Origin of the sequence: Aeromonas sp. s7(2024), assembly GCF_040907825.1 — a bacterium.
Classification (GTDB): domain Bacteria; phylum Pseudomonadota; class Gammaproteobacteria; order Enterobacterales; family Aeromonadaceae; genus Aeromonas; species Aeromonas veronii.
Genome location: NZ_JBFOCM010000007.1, coordinates 23181 through 43377, shown reverse-complemented (window position 1 = coordinate 43377; position 20197 = coordinate 23181). Strand labels below are relative to the sequence as shown.

16 protein-coding genes and 1 pseudogene are annotated in these 20197 nt (G+C 61.2%); all 17 read left to right on the top strand.

Going from position 1 to position 20197, the window contains the following annotated elements; all coding sequences use genetic code 11:
• The first annotated feature begins 57 nt into the window (after positions 1–57).
• Complete coding sequence (locus tag AB5Y73_RS01865) at positions 58–1497, top strand: DUF1566 domain-containing protein (protein ID WP_181497399.1); 1440 nt, start codon at positions 58–60, stop codon at positions 1495–1497.
• Positions 1498–1510: 13 nt separating this feature from the next.
• The gene (locus tag AB5Y73_RS01860) at positions 1511–2080 is read left to right on the top strand and encodes a DUF1566 domain-containing protein (protein WP_005351118.1); all 570 of its coding nucleotides are present in this window, start codon (positions 1511–1513) and stop codon (positions 2078–2080) included.
• 247 nt (positions 2081–2327) lie between these two features.
• The gene (locus tag AB5Y73_RS01855) at positions 2328–2732 is read left to right on the top strand and encodes an NADH-quinone oxidoreductase subunit A (RefSeq protein ID WP_005344919.1); all 405 of its coding nucleotides are present in this window, start codon (positions 2328–2330) and stop codon (positions 2730–2732) included.
• Between the two features lie 29 nt (positions 2733–2761).
• Complete coding sequence (locus AB5Y73_RS01850) at positions 2762–3436, top strand: NADH-quinone oxidoreductase subunit B family protein (protein WP_005344917.1); 675 nt, start codon at positions 2762–2764, stop codon at positions 3434–3436.
• A 2-nt stretch (positions 3437–3438) separates the two neighbouring features.
• On the top strand, positions 3439–5244 hold the full coding sequence (gene nuoC / locus AB5Y73_RS01845; protein ID WP_040067274.1) for an NADH-quinone oxidoreductase subunit C/D: 1806 nt from the start codon (positions 3439–3441) through the stop codon (positions 5242–5244).
• Between the two features lie 80 nt (positions 5245–5324).
• Positions 5325–5867 carry an NADH-quinone oxidoreductase subunit NuoE gene (nuoE, locus tag AB5Y73_RS01840; protein ID WP_005337236.1) on the top strand — a complete coding sequence of 181 codons (543 nt, stop codon included), beginning with the start codon at positions 5325–5327 and terminating at the stop codon, positions 5865–5867.
• Positions 5864–7249 (top strand): NADH-quinone oxidoreductase subunit NuoF, encoded by a 1386-nt coding sequence (nuoF, locus tag AB5Y73_RS01835; protein ID WP_181497401.1) that lies wholly within the window; start codon positions 5864–5866, stop codon positions 7247–7249. The genes nuoE and nuoF overlap by 4 nt, the downstream gene beginning before the upstream one ends.
• Before the next feature lie 41 nt (positions 7250–7290).
• The gene (gene nuoG, locus AB5Y73_RS01830) at positions 7291–10047 is read left to right on the top strand and encodes an NADH-quinone oxidoreductase subunit NuoG (protein WP_181497402.1); all 2757 of its coding nucleotides are present in this window, start codon (positions 7291–7293) and stop codon (positions 10045–10047) included.
• A complete protein-coding gene (nuoH, locus tag AB5Y73_RS01825) occupies positions 10044–11012 on the top strand; it encodes an NADH-quinone oxidoreductase subunit NuoH (RefSeq protein ID WP_139411839.1) in 969 nt (322 codons plus the stop codon). Before nuoG ends, nuoH begins: the two co-directional genes overlap by 4 nt.
• A 10-nt stretch (positions 11013–11022) precedes the next feature.
• Positions 11023–11565 carry an NADH-quinone oxidoreductase subunit NuoI gene (gene nuoI / locus AB5Y73_RS01820; RefSeq protein WP_005337245.1) on the top strand — a complete coding sequence of 181 codons (543 nt, stop codon included), beginning with the start codon at positions 11023–11025 and terminating at the stop codon, positions 11563–11565.
• Positions 11566–11575: 10 nt separating this feature from the next.
• Positions 11576–12127 carry an NADH-quinone oxidoreductase subunit J gene (nuoJ, locus tag AB5Y73_RS01815; RefSeq protein WP_005337246.1) on the top strand — a complete coding sequence of 184 codons (552 nt, stop codon included), beginning with the start codon at positions 11576–11578 and terminating at the stop codon, positions 12125–12127.
• Complete coding sequence (gene nuoK, locus AB5Y73_RS01810) at positions 12124–12432, top strand: NADH-quinone oxidoreductase subunit NuoK (RefSeq protein ID WP_005337247.1); 309 nt, start codon at positions 12124–12126, stop codon at positions 12430–12432. The genes nuoJ and nuoK overlap by 4 nt, the downstream gene beginning before the upstream one ends.
• Positions 12429–14276, top strand: a complete 1848-nt coding sequence (gene nuoL / locus AB5Y73_RS01805) for an NADH-quinone oxidoreductase subunit L (protein ID WP_181497403.1) — start codon at positions 12429–12431, stop codon at positions 14274–14276. Before nuoK ends, nuoL begins: the two co-directional genes overlap by 4 nt.
• A gap of 98 nt (positions 14277–14374) precedes the next feature.
• The gene (gene nuoM / locus AB5Y73_RS01800) at positions 14375–15919 is read left to right on the top strand and encodes an NADH-quinone oxidoreductase subunit M (RefSeq protein ID WP_236367682.1); all 1545 of its coding nucleotides are present in this window, start codon (positions 14375–14377) and stop codon (positions 15917–15919) included.
• Positions 15916–17379, top strand: a complete 1464-nt coding sequence (gene nuoN / locus AB5Y73_RS01795; RefSeq protein WP_118854002.1) for an NADH-quinone oxidoreductase subunit NuoN — start codon at positions 15916–15918, stop codon at positions 17377–17379. The genes nuoM and nuoN overlap by 4 nt, the downstream gene beginning before the upstream one ends.
• A 232-nt stretch (positions 17380–17611) precedes the next feature.
• On the top strand, positions 17612–18748 hold the full coding sequence (locus AB5Y73_RS01790) for an FIST signal transduction protein (RefSeq protein ID WP_118854003.1): 1137 nt from the start codon (positions 17612–17614) through the stop codon (positions 18746–18748).
• Positions 18745–20197, top strand: a pseudogene (locus tag AB5Y73_RS01785) (HD domain-containing phosphohydrolase). Before AB5Y73_RS01790 ends, AB5Y73_RS01785 begins: the two are co-directional and overlap by 4 nt.

Here is a 20197-nt window from a genome sequence, read left to right as displayed (position 1 = left end):
CCTGTACCACGGGGGTTACCGCCCCCGTGAACCTGTGACCGAATCAAGGAATGTGAAGTGAAACCATCCGTACTGGTTATTGCAACCCTCTCAGCCCTGCTCAGCGCCTGTGGCGGCGGGGAAGATAACGCACCACTGGCGATCCCGGACTACCGGGTCGATGTCGCCCTGCCAACCGCAGGTACCCTGTGCGCCGATCTGGATCAGAACTGGCAATGTGATCCTGCCGACCCTGCCGTCAGCGGCGAAGGAGCGGTGGCCCTGGTCAGCCGTTCGGCCAACATCGTCAACTCGCCCCTGCTGTTCGTACCGAGGAGCGGAGGCCTGCTGCTGGCGCATCCGGCCGCCAAAGGGGATCCACAACGGCTGCAACCGACCCTGCTCAGCACCCTGTGGCAGAGCCGCATTGCCGAAGGGGTGGCCGCCGATCGCGCACTGACGCAGCTGCTGGCCGATCTCGCGCCGCTGCAACCGGGCAGCGACCGTGCGGCCCTCGCAGGTCTCGGCCAGTTTGATCAGGCGCTACAGCAGGTGGCGATCAGCTTGCAGCAACAGGCCCGCACACGCCTTGCCACCGCCAAGGAGACCCAGTTGCTCACCACCAGCTATCGCGCCATCAGCCTGATGCGGGCGCAATTGGCTCAGGAGTGGCAGCGTAACGGCCAGTTTGCCGAAGAGACCCAAAGCGAGCTGCTGACCCTGCTGGTGCAGCAGCAGCCACGCAACCTGCTGACCGTCACCGGCGTCACCACCTTCAGCGATGGCAACGACCCGCTGCTGGAACAGGAACCCGCCGACTATCCGGGACAAGATGCCAGCTGGAATCGCACTCGTCCCCAGCTTGCCTATCGCAAACTCGATGATCGCGGTCAGGCGCTCCCTGACAACGCGCCGAGCTGGCAGTGCGTCAAGGATCTCAATACCGGTCTGGTGTGGGAGGTCAAATCGGACGATCCCTTGAGTCCGGCCTGGAAAAGCAGACCCTTTGCCTATGAGGATGAGCAGTTCAAGGCGACCGCAGGCGAGCAGCAAGCGGCCTACCAGCATATTCATAACAGGATCGAACAGCTCACCGCCGAAGGAGATCTGGCAGCCCTCGCCCGGGCACAGGCGCTGACCACCATGCTGACCACCCGCGCGTATCAGCAGTGGCTCAATGGCGAGCAGCGCTGCGGCATCAGCCAGTGGCGGCTGCCCACCATGGGTGAGCTGATGTCACTGATGCACTACGGCAGCCTGGCCAAGGACCCGCTGGGTCAACGCATCATCGTGGATACCCGTTACTTCCCGGATATCGCCCCCTCGGAAGATGACACCTACCATGGCTACTACTGGAGCGCCACCAGCAACACAGCCCAGCGCTTCTCCGGTGGCCCCATCAGCAAACGCACAGTCCTGCTCCTGGGAGAAGATGCGGGCACCACCTATCCCGCGCTGGTGCAGCAAGATACCTATATCGAGCTGATGCAGGTACGACTGGTCGCCACTCCCCAATAATCCGAGGAATATCATGAGCCTTTATCGCTTTTCGTTCGCCATGCTGGCACTGCTGGCCCCCCTGGCCCACGGTGCTGCCATTTGTGATGACACCATGGATCGCACCGCCCCCTCTGCCCGTTTTCTTGACCATGGCAACGGCACCGTCACGGATCAACACACCGGCCTCACCTGGATGCGCTGCAAACTGGGGCAGACATGGAGTGGCAGCAGTTGCCTGGGTGAACCGACCGTTTACTACTGGCAGCAGGGGCTGCAAGTGGCGGAGCGGATCCGCAGTGACAGCAGCCATGCTCTCTATCACTTCGGCGGTATCAGCCAGTGGCGCCTGCCCGACATCAAGGAACTGGCGACCCTGGTCGAGCACGCCTGCTACAAGCCCTCTCTCAATGAAGCCATTTTCCCGCGCGCCATGGCGGGGGGCGGTAAAGAGGTCAATGAGGGCTATGTCTATCTGATGAGCAGCACGGTAACCTCCGCCAATGGTCAGCGGGCGTATCTGGATATCACCTCGGGAGATATCGGTCTTCGCTCCATTGGCGCCTACCCGGATCAGGTCTTGCTGGTCGCCAATAAACCCTGACCGCCCCACGCTCGAAACCGGAACGCGATGACAGGAGAGGCTTGAAAGCCTCTCTTTTTATTGCTCTTGCCACCCCCTATCTCACCCGCCATAACCAACAAAAAAGTGCGCTTCTTAACAAAATTTAATTACCGGTTAACCGATTAATAATTAACCCGTAAAAATGACATGTAAATCAGTGCGAAAGTGTCATAATGCGTAACATTATTGTTAAGTCGCTTGATTAATTTGGTTAGGAAAAACCTCTATGTTTGCTGATATTTCTGCTCAACATTGGGCTTTTGCCATTTATGTCATCGGTGCCATCACCATCTGTCTGGTGATGATAGGCCTCGCCGCCCTGCTGGGAGGTCGCGCCTACGGCCGTACCAAGAACAAGCCATTTGAATCTGGTGTCGACTCGGTCGGCAGTGCCCGCCTGCGTTTTTCCGCCAAGTTCTATCTGGTCGCCATGTTCTTCGTCATCTTCGACGTCGAGGCGCTCTACCTGTTTGCCTGGTCTGTTTCCGTGCGGGAGAGCGGCTGGGTCGGCTTTATTGAAGCCACCATTTTCATCGGACTGCTGCTTATCGGCCTGATCTACCTCTGGCGCATCGGCGCACTGGACTGGTCACCGCGCAAACCGCAGTTGAACAACAAAAACAGTGATTGAACCACAGACCCTTTCCTTGAGGTTGCACCATGAAGTACACCCTGACCCGGATTGACCCGGATGCACCCGTTGAGCGCTACCCCCAGGAGCAGCGCCAGACCGTCGATGACCCACTGGCGCAAGAAGCGACGCGCGGCATCATGATGGGCCGCCTCGAGGAGGTGCTGCAAGACACAGTCAACTGGGGCCGCAAAAACTCCCTCTGGCCTTACAACTTCGGCATCTCCTGCTGCTACGTGGAAATGTGTACCGCCTTCACCTCCCCCCACGATGTGGCCCGCTTCGGCGCCGAAGTTATCCGAGCCTCGCCCCGTCAGGCCGACTTCATGGTGATTGCAGGGACCCCCTTCATCAAGATGGCGCCAGTCATCCAGCGCCTGTATGAACAGCTGCTCGAACCCAAGTGGGTGATCTCCATGGGGGCCTGCGCCAACTCCGGCGGCATGTATGACATCTATTCCGTGGTGCAGGGGGTGGACAAGTTCCTGCCGGTCGACGTCTACATTCCGGGTTGCCCGCCCCGTCCCGAAGCCTTTTTGCAAGCCCTGATGCTGCTGCAGGACTCCATCGGCAAAGAGCGCCGCCCCCTCTCCTGGGTAGTGGGCGATCAGGGGATCTACCGTCCCCAAATGCAGGCCGAAAAAGAGCGCAAGCGCGGCGAACGGATCAATGTGACCAACCTGCGCACGCCGGATGAGATCTGACCATGAAACTGACTCGTGATTTTCCCAGCAATTACGCCATGGCCCAGTGGCAACCCAGCGACCACAAGGATGCCAAAGTCATTGGCGAACTGTTTGCCCACTTCGGGGCCGAGCACTTCACCGTGCAGACCACGCGCACCGGCGTGCCGGTGGTCTGGCTTCCCCGCGAACTGCTGCAGGATGTGATGGGCTTTTTGCGCAAGGTGCCCTCCCCGTTCGTGATGCTGTTTGATCTCAGCGCCACCGACGAGCGGCTGCGCAGCCATCGCGACGGTCTGCCCCAGAGCGATTTCACCGTCTTCTATCACCTCATCTCCATCGACCGTAACGCCGATGTGATGTTGAAAGTGGCGCTGGCCGAGAGTGACCTGCATCTGCCCACCATCACCAACCACTTCCCCAATGCCAACTGGTACGAGCGGGAAGTGTGGGATCTGATGGGCATCACCTTCGATGGCCATCCCCATCTGACCCGGATCATGATGCCCAAGAGCTGGCAGGGTCACCCGCTGCGCAAGGATTACCCGGCGCGCGCCACCGAATTCGATCCCTTCATGCTCGATGCCGCCAAACAGGACATGGAGCAGGAGAACCTGCTTTTCAAACCGGAAGAGTGGGGTCTGGCCCGCGGCAACGAGAATGAGGACTACATGTTCCTCAACCTCGGCCCCAACCACCCCTCTGCTCACGGCGCCTTCCGGTTGGTGTTGCAGCTCGATGGCGAGGAGATCCGCAACTGCGTGCCCGATATCGGCTATCACCATCGTGGTGCCGAGAAGATGGGCGAGCGCCAGTCCTGGCACAGCTACATCCCCTATACCGACCGGGTCGAGTATCTGGGCGGGGTGATGAACAACCTCCCCTATGTGCTGGCGGTCGAGAAGCTGGCCGGCATCAAGGTGCCGCAGCGGGTCGACATGATCCGGGTGATGATGGCAGAGCTGTTCCGCATCCAGAGCCACCTGTTGTTTCTCGGTACCTATATCCAGGACGTGGGGGCCATGACCCCGGTCTTCTTCACCTTCACCGACCGGCAGAAGATCTACACCATCATCGAAGCGATCACCGGTGCCCGCATGCACCCGGCCTGGTTCCGCATCGGCGGTGTGGCCCACGACTTGCCGAAGGGATGGCAGCGGCTGGTGCAGGACAACCTGCTGAGCTGGCTGCCCAAGCGGCTGATGGATTACGAAAAAGCGGCGATGCGCAACAGCATTCTGCGGGGTCGAACCATAGGCGTCTCTGCCTACACCACCGAGCAGGCGTTGTCCTGGGGCACCACGGGGGCCGGATTGCGCGCCACCGGCCTCAACTTCGACGTGCGCAAGTGGCGCCCCTACTCGGGCTACGACCAGTTTGACTTCGAAGTGCCTGTTGGCAGCAATGGCGATGCCTACGACAGAGCCACCGTGCGGATCGAGGAGATCCGCCAGAGCATGTCGATCATCGAGCAGTGCATGAAGAACATGCCGGAGGGCCCCTTCAAGGCAGATCACCCCCTCACCACCCCGCCGCCCAAAGAGCGCACCCTGCAGCACATCGAGACCCTGATCAACCACTTCCTGCAAGTGTCTTGGGGCCCGGTGATGCCCGCTGCCGAGTCGTTCCAGATGATTGAGGCGACCAAGGGGGTCAACAGTTACTACCTGACCAGTGACGGCTCCACCATGAGCTACCGGACCCGGATCCGCACCCCGAGCTTTGCTCACCTGCAGCAGATCCCCTCGGTGATCAAGGGCAGCATGGTGTCGGACCTCATCGTCTATCTGGGCAGTATCGATTTTGTTATGTCGGATGTGGACCGTTAAGTGATCCGCCCTCCCGGCCATGGCCGGGAATTGGGATCGCCGGACGAGCAGTAAAAGGACAAGCCACCAAAGGTCAAGTCATGAGCCAGCAATGTCAGTGTCACAATAATCAGACCCCACAGGGGCAAGGGGCATGCAGCAGCAAACAGGACGACTTCGTTCTGAGCCAGGCTGAACGCGATGCCATCGAACACGAGAAACACCACTACGAAGATCCCCGCGCCGCCAGCATCGAAGCGCTCAAGATCGTGCAGCAGGCCAGAGGCTGGGTACCCGACGGTGCCATTCACGCCATCGCGGCCGAGCTCGGCATTCCCGCCAGCGACGTGGAGGGGGTTGCCACCTTCTATAGCCAGATCTTCCGCCAGCCGGTAGGCCGTCACATCATCCGTGTCTGCGACAGCATGGTCTGCTACATCAATGGCCATGAAGATCTGCTGGCCGGTCTCAAGGAGGTGATGAACCTTGGCCCCGGTCAAACCACCCCGGATGGCCGCTTCACCCTGCTGCCGGTCTGCTGCCTTGGCAACTGCGACAAGGGGCCAGCCATCATGATCGATGACGACACCTATGGCGGCCTCGATCCGGTGACCTTGCTGAAAACCCTGGAGGCTTACCCATGAGCCTGCCGCAGAACAAAATCCTCGCCTCTCTTGGCACCGCCAACCGCACGGCTCGCACCGCCGAGACCCACCCGCTCACCTGGCGGCTGCGGGATGACGGCCAGCCGGTATGGCTGGAGGAGTATCAGGCCAAACAGGGCTATGACGCCGCCCGCAAGGCGCTCGGCCAGATGAGCCCGGACGAGATCGTCAGCACCGTCAAGGATGCCGGTCTCAAGGGGCGCGGCGGCGCGGGCTTCCCCACGGGTGTGAAGTGGGGGCTGATGCCCAAAGACGAGAGCATGAACATCCGTTACCTGCTCTGCAACGCCGACGAGATGGAGCCCAACACCTGGAAAGACCGGCTGCTGATGGAGCAACTGCCCCATCTGCTGATCGAGGGGATGATCATCAGTGCTCGGGCGCTCAAGGCCTATCGCGGCTATATCTTCCTGCGCGGCGAATACGTTGATGCCGCCATCCACCTGCGCCGGGCGCTGGAAGAGGCCAAGGCAGCCGGTCTACTGGGCAAGAACATTCTGGGATCCGGTTTTGACTTCGAGCTGTTCGTCCACACCGGCGCCGGCCGCTACATCTGTGGTGAAGAGACGGCGTTGATCAATTCGCTGGAAGGGCGCCGCGCCAACCCGCGTGCCAAACCGCCCTTCCCCGCCGTTTCCGGCGTCTGGGGCAAACCCACCTGCGTCAACAACGTCGAGACCCTCTGCAACGTCCCCGCCATTATCGGCAACGGGGTGGCCTGGTATCACGGGCTGGCGCTGCCGGGCTCTGAAGACCACGGTACCAAGCTGATGGGCTTCTCCGGCAAGGTAAACAACCCCGGGGTGTGGGAGCTGCCCTTTGGCATCACCGCCCGCGAGCTGTTTGAAAATTACGCCGGCGGCATGAAGAGCGGCTATCGCCTGAAAGCCTGGCAACCGGGCGGCGCGGGAACCGGTTTCTTGCTGCCTGAGCACCTCGATGCCCAGATGTACACCGCTGGTATCGGCAAGGTAGGCACCCGGATGGGGACCGGCCTCGCCATGGCGGTGGATGACTCCATCAGCATGGTCTCCCTGCTGCGCAACATGGAGGAGTTCTTCGCCCGCGAGTCATGTGGCTGGTGCACGCCCTGCCGCGACGGCCTGCCCTGGAGCGTCAAGCTGCTGCGGGCACTGGAGCGTGGCGAAGGGCAATCCGGCGATCTGGCGACTCTGGAACAACTCTGCAGTTTCCTTGGCCCGGGTAAAACCTTCTGCGCCCATGCTCCGGGCGCCGTCGAACCGCTTGCCAGCGCGATCAAGTATTTCCGCTCCGAATTCGAGGCCGGGATCAAGGGCAGCGGTGATAACCGCAAGCCGGTCAAAGGGATCCAGCCCAATCTGCTGGGCGAGCGCTGGTAACGACACCACAGATTTCACAAAACAGGTTTCAGGGAAGTTGTATGGCAACCATTTATGTAGACGGCAAAGAGTACGAGGTAGACGGAGCAGATAACCTGCTGCAAGCCTGTCTGTCGCTGGGTCTGGACGTCCCCTATTTCTGCTGGCATCCGGCGCTGGGTAGCGTTGGCGCCTGCCGCCAGTGTGCGGTGAAACAGTATCAGAATGCCGATGACAAGCGCGGTCGTCTGGTCATGTCCTGCATGACCCCGGCCACCGATGGCAGCTACATCGCCATCGAGGATGAAGAGGCTAAAGAATTTCGCAAGAGCGTGGTGGAGTGGTTGATGACCAACCACCCCCACGACTGCCCGGTGTGTGAAGAGGGCGGCGCCTGCCACCTGCAGGATATGACGGTGATGACCGGCCACAACAGCCGTCGCTACCGCTTCACCAAACGCACCCACCAGAATCAGGAGCTGGGCCCCTTCATCGGTCACGAGATGAACCGCTGCATCGCCTGCTACCGCTGCGTCCGTTACTACAAGGATTATGCCGGTGGCGAGGATCTCGGGGTCTATGGTGCCCACGACAACGTCTATTTCGGGCGGGTCGAGGATGGCACCCTGGAGAGTGAATTTTCCGGCAACCTGGTGGAGGTCTGCCCCACCGGCGTCTTCACCGACAAGACCCACTCCGAACGTTACAACCGCAAGTGGGACATGCAATTTGCCCCCAGCATCTGCCAGCAATGCTCCGTGGGCTGCAACATCAGTCCGGGCGAGCGTTATGGCGAGCTGCGCCGCATCGAAAACCGCTTCCACGGCAGCGTCAACCACTACTTCCTTTGTGACCGTGGCCGCTTTGGCTATGGCTATGTCAATCTGGCCGACCGCCCGCGCCAACCGCTGCTCAAAGATGGCAACGACCAGCTGACCATCACGGTCGATGGCACCCTCAACCGAGCCGCCGATGCCCTGCGCACGGCCCGCGACCTCATCGGCATCGGCTCGCCCCGCGCCTCGCTGGAGAGCAACTTTGCCCTGCGCGAGCTGGTGGGTGAAGCCAACTTCTACGCAGGCGTCGAGCAGGCCGAGTGGGCCTGTCAGCTGAAGATGCTGCAGATCCTGCAACAGGGCGGCGTGCCAACCCCGAGCCTGCGGGACATGGAAGAGGCCGACGCCATTCTGCTGCTCGGCGAGGATGTCACCATGAGCGCAGCCCGTATCGCGTTGGCGCTGCGCCAAGCCGTCAAGGGCAAGGCCCGCGAGCTTGCCCGCAAGATGAAGGTGGATCTGTGGCAAGTCGCCGCCGTTCAGACTCTGGGTCAGAACGAGCGCTACCCGCTGCTCATCACCAGCCTCGACACCACCCGTCTGGACGATGTGGCGGCCGACAAGCTGCATGCCCCCTATGCCGATCAGGCGCGCCTTGGCTTTGCCATCGCCAACCTGCTCGACCCGAGTGCACCGGCCGTGAGCGACCTCTGCCCCGAACAGCGGGCACAAGCGGCTCGCTGGGCCGAGCTGCTCGGCAACGCCAAGAAGCCGCTCATCATTGCAGGCTCCAGTGCCCGCGAGGTGGCGCTGCTTGAGGCGGCCAGCAACATTGCCCGCGCCCTGAAAGGCCGAGGACTGGAAGCCAGCATCGCGCTGGTTGGCCAGGAGGCCAACTCGCTGGGGCTGGCCATGCTGGGCGCTCAAACCTTGTCAGACAAGCCGCTCGAAGCCGCCCTTGCGCGTATCGAGTCAGAAGAGGGGTTGGCGCTGGTCACTCTGGAGAACGATCTCTACCGCCGCGCGCCGCGCAACCGGGTGGATGCTGCACTGGCACGGCTGCAGCACCTGCTGGTCATAGACCATCAGGCGACCCCGACCGCCAACAAGGCTGATCTGGTGCTGCCAGCGGCCAGTTTTGCCGAGGCCGATGGCACCCTGGTGAACATGGAAGGGCGCGCCCAGCGCTTCTTCCAGGTCTATGCACCCGCCTTTTACAACGCCGATATTCAGGTGCGTGAAGGGTGGCGCTGGCTGGCGGCGCTGCAAGGGGCGATCGAACGCAAGCCGCTGCGCTGGCAGAACTTCGAGCAGATCAGCCACGCTTGCGCCAGCAGCCACCCGCTGCTCGCTACCATGCTGGAAGCGGCGCCCAACGCAGGCTTGCGGATCCGTGGCATGCGGTTGGCCCGCGAGCCACACCGCTACAGTGGTCGCACCTCCATGCTGGCGGATCAGAACGTCAGCGAGCCACGGGTAGCGCAAGATCCCGACTCCCCCTTCAACTTCTCCATGGAAGGGTATGCCGGAGCCCGTCAGCCGCTGCCGCAAGTACCGTTCGCCTGGGCGCCGGGCTGGAACTCTCCCTCCGCCTGGAACAAGTTCCAGGATGAAGTGGGTGGCAAACTGCGTGCTGGCGATCCGGGTCGCCGTCTGCTGGAAGCAACAGACCCGCAGGCGGAAGGCAAGGAGCTGCTCGGCTGGTTCACCACCATCCCCGCCCCCTTCAAGGCCGCAGAGGCGCTGCAAGTGGTCAATTATGCCCAGCTGTTTGGCGGCGAAGAGCTCTCCGCTCGCAGCCCGGTTATTCAGGCCCGAATGAACGAACCCGAGCTGGTATTGAATCCAGCAGATGCGCAGCGTCTGGCCCTCCACGGGGGCAGTCAGGTCTCCTTCTCCTGGGGCGGTAGCCACTGGCAACTGCGCCTGCGCCTGAGCGAGCAGCTGAGCACCGGTCTGGTGGGGCTCCCCCTTGGGGTAAACGGCCTGCCGACGGCCCTGCAACAAGCCTCAATCACTAACCTGCAGGAGGTGATCGCATGAGCGAGTCGCTGATCGATCTGTTGCTGGAGGTGGGCAAGGCACTGATCGTGCTGGTGGGGATCGTGGGGGCTGGCGCCTTCATGAGCTTCATCGAGCGCCGTCTGCTGGCCCTGTGGCAGGATCGCTACGGCCCCAACCGGGTGGGGCCGTTTGGTCTGCTCCAGCTGGCCGCCGACATGATCAAGATGTTCTTCAAGGAGGACTGGATCCCGCCGTTCGCTGATCGGCGGATCTTTATCCTGGCCCCCATCATCGCCTTCACTGCCTTTATTCTGGCGTTTGCGGTGGTGCCCATCACCCCCACCTGGGGCGTGGCGGATCTCAATGTGGGGCTGCTCTACATCCTGGCCATCGCGGGGCTGGCGGTCTATGCGGTGCTGTTCGCCGGCTGGTCGAGCAACAACAAATACTCATTGCTCGGCAGCTTGCGCGCCTCGGCCCAGACCCTCTCCTACGAGGTATTTCTCGGGCTATCCCTGATGGGGATTGTGATCCAGACCGGCAGTTTCAACCTGCGGGATATCGTCGAAGCACAGGCAGACTTGTGGAACGTGGTGCCCCAGATCCTGGGCTTTGTCACCTTCCTGTTTGCCGGTGTCGCCGTCACTCACCGTCACCCGTTTGACCAGCCAGAAGCCGAGCAGGAGCTCGCCGATGGCTATCACATCGAGTATGCGGGGATGAAGTGGGGTCTCTTCTTCGTGGGCGAATATATCGGCATCGTGCTGATCTCCTCGCTCATCGTGACCCTCTTCTTCGGTGGCTGGCACGGCCCCTGGCTGCCCCCCTTCATCTGGTTTGCCCTGAAGACCGCCTGTTTCATGGTGTTCTTCATCCTGCTGCGGGCCTCCCTGCCTCGCCCGCGCTTTGACCAGGTGATGTCGTTTGGCTGGAAAGTCTGCTTGCCGCTGACACTGCTCAATATGCTGGTCACCGCGGCAGTTGTACTGATAAGTACGCAGTGAGGCACTCAATATGAAAATTGTTAGCATTATTCAGGGTGTCGGCACCCAGTTACGCAGTCTGGCCATGGTCTTCTCCCATGCCTGGCGGCCCCGTGAAACTCTCAACTATCCGGAGCAGGCAGTCTATGCCGCCCCCCGCTACCGCGGTCGCATCGTGCTGACCCGTGACCCCGACGGGGACGAGCGTTGCGTGGCCTGCAACCTCTGCGCAGTTGCCTGCCCGGTCGGCTGCATCTCGCTGCAAAAATCCGAGCGGGAAGATGGTCGCTGGTATCCGGAGTTCTTTCGCATCAACTTCTCTCGCTGCATCTTCTGCGGCCTGTGTGAAGAGGCTTGCCCCACCACCGCCATCCAGCTGACACCGGATTTCGAGATGGGTGAGTATCGCCGCCAGGATCTGGTGTACGAGAAGGAAGATCTGCTGATCAGCGGGCCCGGCAAATACCCGGACTACAACTTCTATCGCATGAGCGGGATGGCCATTGACGGCAAGCCGAAAGGGGATGCCGAAAACGAAGCCAAGCCCATCGATGTCAAGAGCCTGCTGCCCTGAGGAGTCAATCATGGAACTGGCATTTTATGCCTCGGCCCTGGTGGCCATTTACAGCACGCTGCGGGTGATCAGCACCAGCAATCCCATGCATGCGCTGCTCAATCTCATCATCTCCCTCATCGCCGTGGCCATGATCTTCTTCTGCCTGGGTGCCGCCTTTGCGGGCGCCCTGCAGGTGATCGTCTACGCCGGCGCCATCATGGTGCTGTTCGTGTTCGTGGTGATGATGCTGAACCTGGGTTCAGCGCAGGCACAGGAGAAAAAGTGGCTCACCCCCATGACCTGGGGGGGCCCAGCCCTGCTCTCGCTGATCCTGCTGGGCTTTCTGGCCCACGGCATTCTCGGGGTGACCGGGGGCCTGATCGGCGTGACCGAGGTGACCGCCAAGCAGGTGGGTGTCGAGCTCTTTGGCCCCTATGTGCTGGCGGTGGAGCTTGCCTCCATCCTGCTGCTGGCGGGTCTGGTAACCGCCTATCACCTGGGTCGGGAAGAGAAGAGCGGTGAAGTGCTCTCCGTCCCGCGCTCTGCTTCCCGCTCTGCACAAGAAGGAGGTCAGCAATGAATGGAATCCCTATGGAGCACGGCCTCCTGCTGGCCGCGGTGCTCTTCTGCATCGGCTTGTGCGGTCTGCTGATCCGCCGCAACCTGCTCTACATCCTGATGAGTATCGAAATCATGATGAATGCCTCGGCACTGGCGTTTGTGGTGGCGGGTAGCCGCTGGGCCCAAGCCGATGGCCAGATCATGTATATCCTGGTGATTTCTCTGGCGGCAGCGGAGGCCAGTATCGGCCTTGCCCTGTTACTGCTGCTCTATCGTCGTTACCACACCCTGAACGTGGACACTGTGAGTGAGATGCGCGGATGAGCCTCTTATATCTGACTTTTCTATTTCCGCTGCTGGGATGGCTGGTGTTGGCCTTCTCCCTCGGCCGGTTTGGCGAGCGTACCTCTGCGCTGATCGGGGTAGGCTCCATTGGCCTGTCGGCCCTCACTACCCTGTGGGTGGGCATCGACTTTCTGGGCAACCCGCCCGAGGGGGGCGTCTATGTCCAGCGCCTGTGGCAATGGATGGCGGTGGGCAACTTTACCCCGAGCTTCTCGCTGGCACTGGATGGCCTGTCGCTGACCATGCTGGGGGTGGTGACCGGGGTGGGTTTCTTTATCCACCTGTTCGCCTCCTGGTATATGCGCGGGGAAGAGGGCTACTCCCGCTTCTTCACCTACACCAACCTCTTTATCGCCAGCATGCTGTTTCTGGTACTGGCCGATGACCTGCTGTTTGTCTACCTCGGCTGGGAAGGGGTGGGGCTGTGCAGCTACCTGCTGATCGGCTTCTACTACAAGGATCGCAACAACGGCGCGGCGGCCCTCAAGGCCTTTATCGTGACCCGGGTGGGTGATGTCTTCCTCGCCATCGGTCTGTTTATCCTTTCTCGCGAACTGGGCACTCTCAATATTCACGAGCTGCTGGTTCGAGCCCCGACCCTGTTTTCCGAGGGCTCCCCTGCCCTGTCGCTCGCCTGCCTGATGCTGCTGGGTGGTGCGGTCGGTAAATCGGCCCAGCTGCCGCTGCAAACCTGGCTGGCAGATGCGATGGCAGGCCCGACGCCGGTCTCTGCGCTGATCCACGCCGCCACCATGGTGACCGCCGGTGTCTACCTGATTGCCCGTACCCACGGCCTGTTCCTGCTGGCGCCAGAGATCCTCCATCTGGTCGGGCTGGTTGGCGCCATCACCCTGGTGCTGGCAGGCTTTGCCGCGCTGGTTCAGACCGATATCAAGCGGATCCTCGCCTACTCCACCATGAGCCAGATTGGCTACATGTTCCTGGCTCTCGGTGTCGGCGCATGGGAAGGGGCCATCTTCCACCTGATGACCCACGCCTTCTTCAAGGCGCTGCTGTTCCTCTCCGCCGGTGCCGTTATCGTTGCCTGCCACCATGAGCAGAACATCTTCAAGATGGGTGGCCTGCGCAAGAGTTTGCCGCTGGTCTATGCCTGCTTCCTGGTGGGCGGCTCTGCGCTGGCGGCGTTGCCGCTGGTCACTTCCGGCTTCTACAGTAAGGACGCCATCCTGTGGCAAGTAGAAGCCTCTGGCCAAAGCGCGCTGCTGTGGGCCGGTCTGGTAGGGGCATTCCTCACCTCGCTCTACACCTTCCGGCTGATCTTTATCGCCTTCCATGGCCAAGAGCAGACCAAAGCCCATGCGGGCCACGGTCTGGCTCACCATCTGCCGCTGCTGGTATTGCTGGTGCTCTCCACCGGCATAGGCGCGCTGATCACCCCGCCACTGGCAGGTGTACTACCCGCAGGCCCGGGGGACCATATCGAAGAGGGTCGCCATGCGCTGGAGGTAGCCTCCGGCATCATCGCCATCGCTGGCATCGCGCTGGCCGCGTTTCTGTTCCTTGGTGAGCGCCGTCTGGCCACCTCCATTGCCAACAGCGCGCCGGGCCGCCTGCTCAGCACCCTCTGGTTCAACGCTTGGGGCTTTGACTGGCTCTATGACCAGCTGTGGGTCAAACCCTATCTGCTGGCGACCCGTCTGGTCGGGCAGGATCCGCTGGACTGGATGATGGGCCTGCCCGCCTGGCTTGCCCTGCGTGGCAACCAGCTGCTGGCCTGGACCGTGACCGGCAAGTTGCGCTGGTATGCCGCCTCCATGGGGATCGGCGCCGTGCTGGTGCTGGCGCTGTTGCTGCTGGGGTAACGCGATGAAAAACCGGACAATCATACAGCCAGGCTGTTTGCTCTCCCTGATGGAACAGGGAGCGCAATCTCATATGAACTTGAACGAGAGCTGATACCGTGACCTTACTCTGGATCTTGCTAATTCCTTTTATCGGCGGCTTGCTCTGCTGGCAGATGGAGCGTCTCGGCGGGCAGTTTGTCCGTTGGGTAGCCCTGCTCTCCATGAGCGCCAGCCTGCTGCTCTCCTGTGCCATCTGGCTAAGTGGAGACTTCTCCCTTGCCACCACGGGCCTCGACAGCGCGGGCGTCTCTGGTGCTGCCTCCGCCTGGGCCGCCGAGTGGCGCCTGCCGTGGATCCCCCGCTTCGGCATCTCTTTGCATCTGGCGGTGGATGGCCTGTCGCTCTTGATGGTTATCCTCACCTGCTTTATCGGAGTACTGGCCATTCTCTGTTCGTGGAAAGAGATCGTACAGCGCATCGGCTTCTTCCACCTCAACCTGCTCTGGATCCTGGGCGGTGTGCTCGGGGTCTTTATGGCGCTGGACCTGTTCCTCTTCTTCTTCTTCTGGGAGATGATGCTGGTCCCCATGTACTTCCTGATTGCGCTCTGGGGCCATTCGGTCACTGACGGCAAATCACGGATCAACGCCGCAACCAAGTTCTTCATCTACACCCAGGTGAGCGGCCTTATCATGCTGGTGGCCATCATCGGGCTGGTGCTGACCCACCAGCATGCCACCGGAGTCTTCACCTTCAACTATCTGGAGCTGCTCAATACCCCGATGAGCAAGGGCGTTCAGTGGCTGCTGATGCTGGGATTCTTTATCGCCTTCGCGGTCAAGATGCCGCTGGTACCGCTGCACGGCTGGCTGCCGGATGCCCACAGTCAGGCGCCGACCGCAGGTTCGGTGGATCTCGCCGGTATTTTGCTCAAAACCGCCGCCTACGGTCTGCTGCGCTTTGCCTTGCCGCTCTTCCCCGAGGCGTCCGCCGAATTTGCTCCCTACGCCATGGTGCTTGGCCTGATCGGTATCGTCTATGGCGCCATCGTGGCCTTTGCCCAAACCGACATCAAACGGCTGGTAGCCTACACCAGCATCTCCCACATGGGTTTTGTGATGATCGCCATCTACTCGGGTAGCGAGCTGGCCCTGCAGGGCGCCGTGGTGCAGATGATCGCCCACGGTCTCTCCGCTGCCGGCCTCTTTATCCTCTGCGGTCAGCTCTACGAGCGGTTGCACACCCGGGATCTGCGCCAGATGGGCGGCCTGTGGGGACGCCTGCGCTATCTGCCCGGTGTGATGCTGTTCTTCTCGGTGGCGTCACTTGGCATGCCGGGCACCGGCAACTTTGTCGGCGAATTCCTGATCCTGATCGGCAGCTTCCAGGTTGCCCCTGTCATCACGGCAGTCGCCACCTTCGGTCTGGTACTGGCCTCGGTCTACTCTCTCATCATGTTGCAGCGCGCCTGCTTTGGCCCCGCCAAGGATGAGAGCATGCTCAAGGGACTGGATCGCCGCGAGCTGACCATGATGATGGTGATCGCGGGCCTGCTGGTTCTGCTTGGCCTCTATCCCCAACCCGTGATTGACACCGCCAGCAGCAGCCTTATCAACGTGCTGCACTGGTATCTGCTGCCGACTGCTGGAGCCCTGCAATGACTTTCTCCGCTTCCCAACTGCTGGCACTGCTTCCCCTGCTGTTGACCACCGGGGCCATGGCGGCCCTGATGCTGGCCATCGCCTGGCGCCGCTGTGTCACCACCGCCTTTACCGTGACCATTGTTGGCCTCAACCTTGCTCTGTTCTCGCTGCCCATCGTGATGGCGCAAGGGGATCAGGGGATCACCCCGCTGCTGCAAGTGGACAGTTACGCCGTCTTCTACATGGGACTGGTGCTCATCGGCGCCCTGGCCACCTGTACCTTCGGTCAATCGTGGCTGAAAGCCTACCCGGACAACCGGGAGGAGTTCTTCCTGCTGCTGTTGATCGCCACGGCCGGTGGTCTGGTGCTGGCCTGCTCCCGTCACCTCGCCTCTCTCTTTATCGGGATCGAGATGCTGACCCTGCCAATGTTCGGTCTGGTGGGTTACGCCTACCGCGAGCGCCACTCGCTGGAAGCCGCGGTGAAATACATGGTGCTCTCTGCCGCCGCCACCGCCTTCCTGTTGTTTGGCATGGCGCTGCTCTATGCGCAGGCAGGCAGCCTGAGCTTTGCAGCCCTGGGGCAGACTCTGGCCGAGAGCCCGGCTCACCATCCGCTGCTGATGGGCGGTTTGGGGTTAATGCTGGTCGGCTTTGCCTTTAAACTCTCCCTGGCCCCCTTCCACCTCTGGACCCCGGATGTCTACGAAGGTGCCCCGGCACCGGTCGCCACCTTCCTCGCCACCGTCAGCAAGGTGGCGGTCTTTGCCGTGCTGCTGCGCTTCTATCTGGCGGTACCGGCGGCGAGCGATCCCATGATCCACTGGCTGCTGGCAGCCATGGCGGTCATCTCCATCCTGGTCGGCAACCTGCTGGCCCTGGTGCAGACCAACGTCAAACGGATGCTGGGTTACTCCTCCATCTCCCACTTCGGTTACCTGCTGGCGGTGATCGTGGCAAGCCGATTCGGCCAGATGCCGGTGGAAGCAGCCGGGGTCTACCTGCTGATGTATCTGTTCACCAGCCTGGGTGCCTTTGGGGTGGTGAGCATGATGTCGAGCCCCTATCGCGGCAAGGATGCCGACTCCCTGCACAGCTATCGCGGTCTGTTCTGGAAGCGCCCCTATCTGACTGCCGTACTGACGGTGATGATGTTGTCACTCGCGGGCATCCCGATGACCCTCGGCTTTATCGGCAAGTTCTACCTCATCGGCGTCACCGTCGAGGCGCAGCTCTGGTGGCTCTCCGGTGCCATCGTGCTCGGCAGCGCACTGGGTCTCTACTACTACCTCAAGGTGATGGTGACCCTCTATCTGCGCGAACCGGGCATGCAGCAGCGCGATGCCAGCGCCGACTGGGCTCTCTCCTCCGGTGGTGTGGTAGTGCTGCTCTCTGCCGTGCTGGTGGTGTTGCTGGGGCTCTATCCCCAGCCGGTCATCAGCCTGGTACAAGGGTTCCAGCACGTGGTATTGCAGTAACCTTTACCGTCGCTACCCCTCATTACCCGCAAAACCGGCAGCCTTGGCTGCCGGTTTTCTATTTGCGGACCGACAGCATCGCGCACTCCGCGAGCCAGCAAATGACAGATCAATCAGCGAGGGTGATGCCCATCATGGTTTTTGCCATACAACCAGAACCGGGCGAGATCCTCATACCCTCTTGAATTCCTTATTGATATATTGATTATATTCTGAAATGGAGTTCAGATTGATGAAGCAACACTACGTTTGCCAATTTAACCCGACAGAACTGGCTGCCACGCTGGCACCCTTGCAAGGAGGCAAGCTGACCATACTGCTGGCCGAACAGGATTGCGCTCAGGTCCCCCTGTTGCAGCAGTTGTGCCGCGACTTCAACATCGCCCTGGATGGCGCCATCTTCCCCCAGCTGATCGGTGCGCAAGGATTGTTGCCGCAAGGGGCCTGGCTACTGCCCAGAGCCAACCCCTATCACGCCACACTGCTGCCCCTGACACCGCAGGCCAGCGCAGCATCCCTTGCCCAACTGATTGCGGAACAGGTGGAGAGCATGCTGGCCACCTGGCCAACCCCTTCGCAGCCACCAACCCTGTTTCTGACCTTCGACAACCTCATTCCCAATATCGCCTCCATTCTGGATGCGCTTTATCTGCAACTGGCCAATCGCGCCAACTATGCCGGCGCCAATGCAGGCAGCAGCAGCTTCACCCCCCTTGCCTGCCTGTTCGACAATCAACGGCAACTTGCCTACGGGGTCACCTGCACGCTGCTGCCCAGCAACAGCTTTCCCTTTCTGGAACATGGTTACCAACTCTCGGCCCAACCGATGCTGGCCACCAGCAGTGAAGCGAACAAGATTGCCTACATCGACTGGCAACCGGCCTTTCAAAAATATCAGGGGCTGATCAGCCAGCAATTCCAGCACACTATGGTGCGCGAGGAGCTCTACCGTTTCGTGGTGCACATGCCACTGGGCCTGTTGCGGGCCAACGGGGATGTGATTGTCAGGATCCCCGTCGAGGCAAACGATGACGGCGCCCTGCTCTGCGCCGGCGAGGTCGCAGAGCACAGCATCCTCACTCTGCTGAAGGCGCCGGAGAGTGCCACCGAACATGCCTGCTCACTGGCCAGGCGCCTCAACCAGCAACAAACCCTCACCCGGGCACACTTGTTGGAGGTCTACTACTGCGCGGGACGCCAACTGCACTTCGACCAGCAGACGGTGACCGAGCTGCGCACCCTGCTGACCCACTCGGGGGCCGGCGATCTGGCAGGAGCCCTCTCCCTTGGCGAAATTGGCAGCGTGCGACATGGGGATTACCCCCAATTTCATAACGGCGCCATTCTCTGTAACGGGGCAGTGATATGAACAACGACCACGCCATGGCCATCGTCTGCGATCTGGCGCTCTGCATCGGGCGTGAAGTGACGTTGGATGCGCTGCTCACAAAGGTACTGCAACGTTTTATGCATCACTGCGCCACGCCGGTTGGCGCGGTATTGCAGCAACAACGGGAGGGATACAAGCTGCTCAAGGTGATCGGCGACGAGCAGCTGCGCCAGCACACCGGCACCACCCTGCCCCTGCCTGGGTGGGTCAGCGAGGAGGAACACTGCCTGCTGCAACAGACGCTCCCCCTGCCGGGCAGCCGCCCCTACCAGTTTGCCTATCGGCTCAAGGTTGAAGGGGGTTATCTCATCTTGCTGCTCGCCCCCCAGCCACATCAGCAGATCGTACCCGTCTGCCATCTGTTCAGCCCGGTGCTCGGCAACCTGGCCCGCGCCATTTCCCTCTGCAAAGACAGCGAGCTGCTCGCCCTGCGTCAGCAGGCCGAACTGAAGGATCTGAAACACTTCAACGAATCCCTGCTCAAGGCCATCCCGATCCCGGTGTTCTACAAAGATATCGAAGGGCGATTTCTGGGCTGCAACCAGGCCTTCAATCAGGTGATCGGCCTCGGCAAGGAGGCGCTGCTGGGTCGACGAGTCGAGGAGCTGCTGCCAGTCGGGCTTGCCGAGGCCTACAGCATGCGGGAAGCCGAATTGCTGCGAAGTCGCCAGCCCCAGTGCATCGAACAGCAGTTGCATGACCGCAATGGCATGCGCTATCAGGTCATCTGTTTCAAGGATCTCTTCTATGACCATCAGGGGATGGTTGCCGGCATCATCGGCACCCTGGTCGACATCACCCGCCTCAAGGAGAGCGAGCGCCACCAGCGTGACCTGCTGTTCCAGACCATCAGTGCCCTCGCCAGCGCCATCAGCCACAAGGATCGCAACAGTGTGGGCCATGAGCTGAGGGTGCGCGATTTGGCACTGGCCATCGGGCAGGCCATGCAACTGCGGCAAGAGCGGCTGGATGCGCTGGGACTGGCGGCCATGGTGCACAATATCGGCCTAGATCCCCACCGAGATCATCACCCGCCCACGTGAATTGCGGCCGGTGGAGTTCTAACTGATCAAGCAGCACCCCCAGGCCGGCCACGATATTCTCAAACAGATCGACTTCCCCTGGCCCATCGCCACCATAGTGCTGCAGCACCACGAAAACCTCGATGGCAGCGGCTATCCGCAGGGGCTGGCGGGCAACGCAATTATCCTGGAGGCGCGCATTATCCGGGTGGCCGACTCGCTGATCGCCATGACCTCCCATCGCCCGTTTCGCCGGGCCATGCCCCTGAGTGACGCCATTGCCGAACTGACCCGCTATGCCGGGATCCATTACGATGAAAAAGTGGTCAACAGCTGTATCGTACTCTGGCAGACCGGCTACCACTTCGGCCCTCCCATCAGTCAACTTGCAGACAAGGCGGGATAA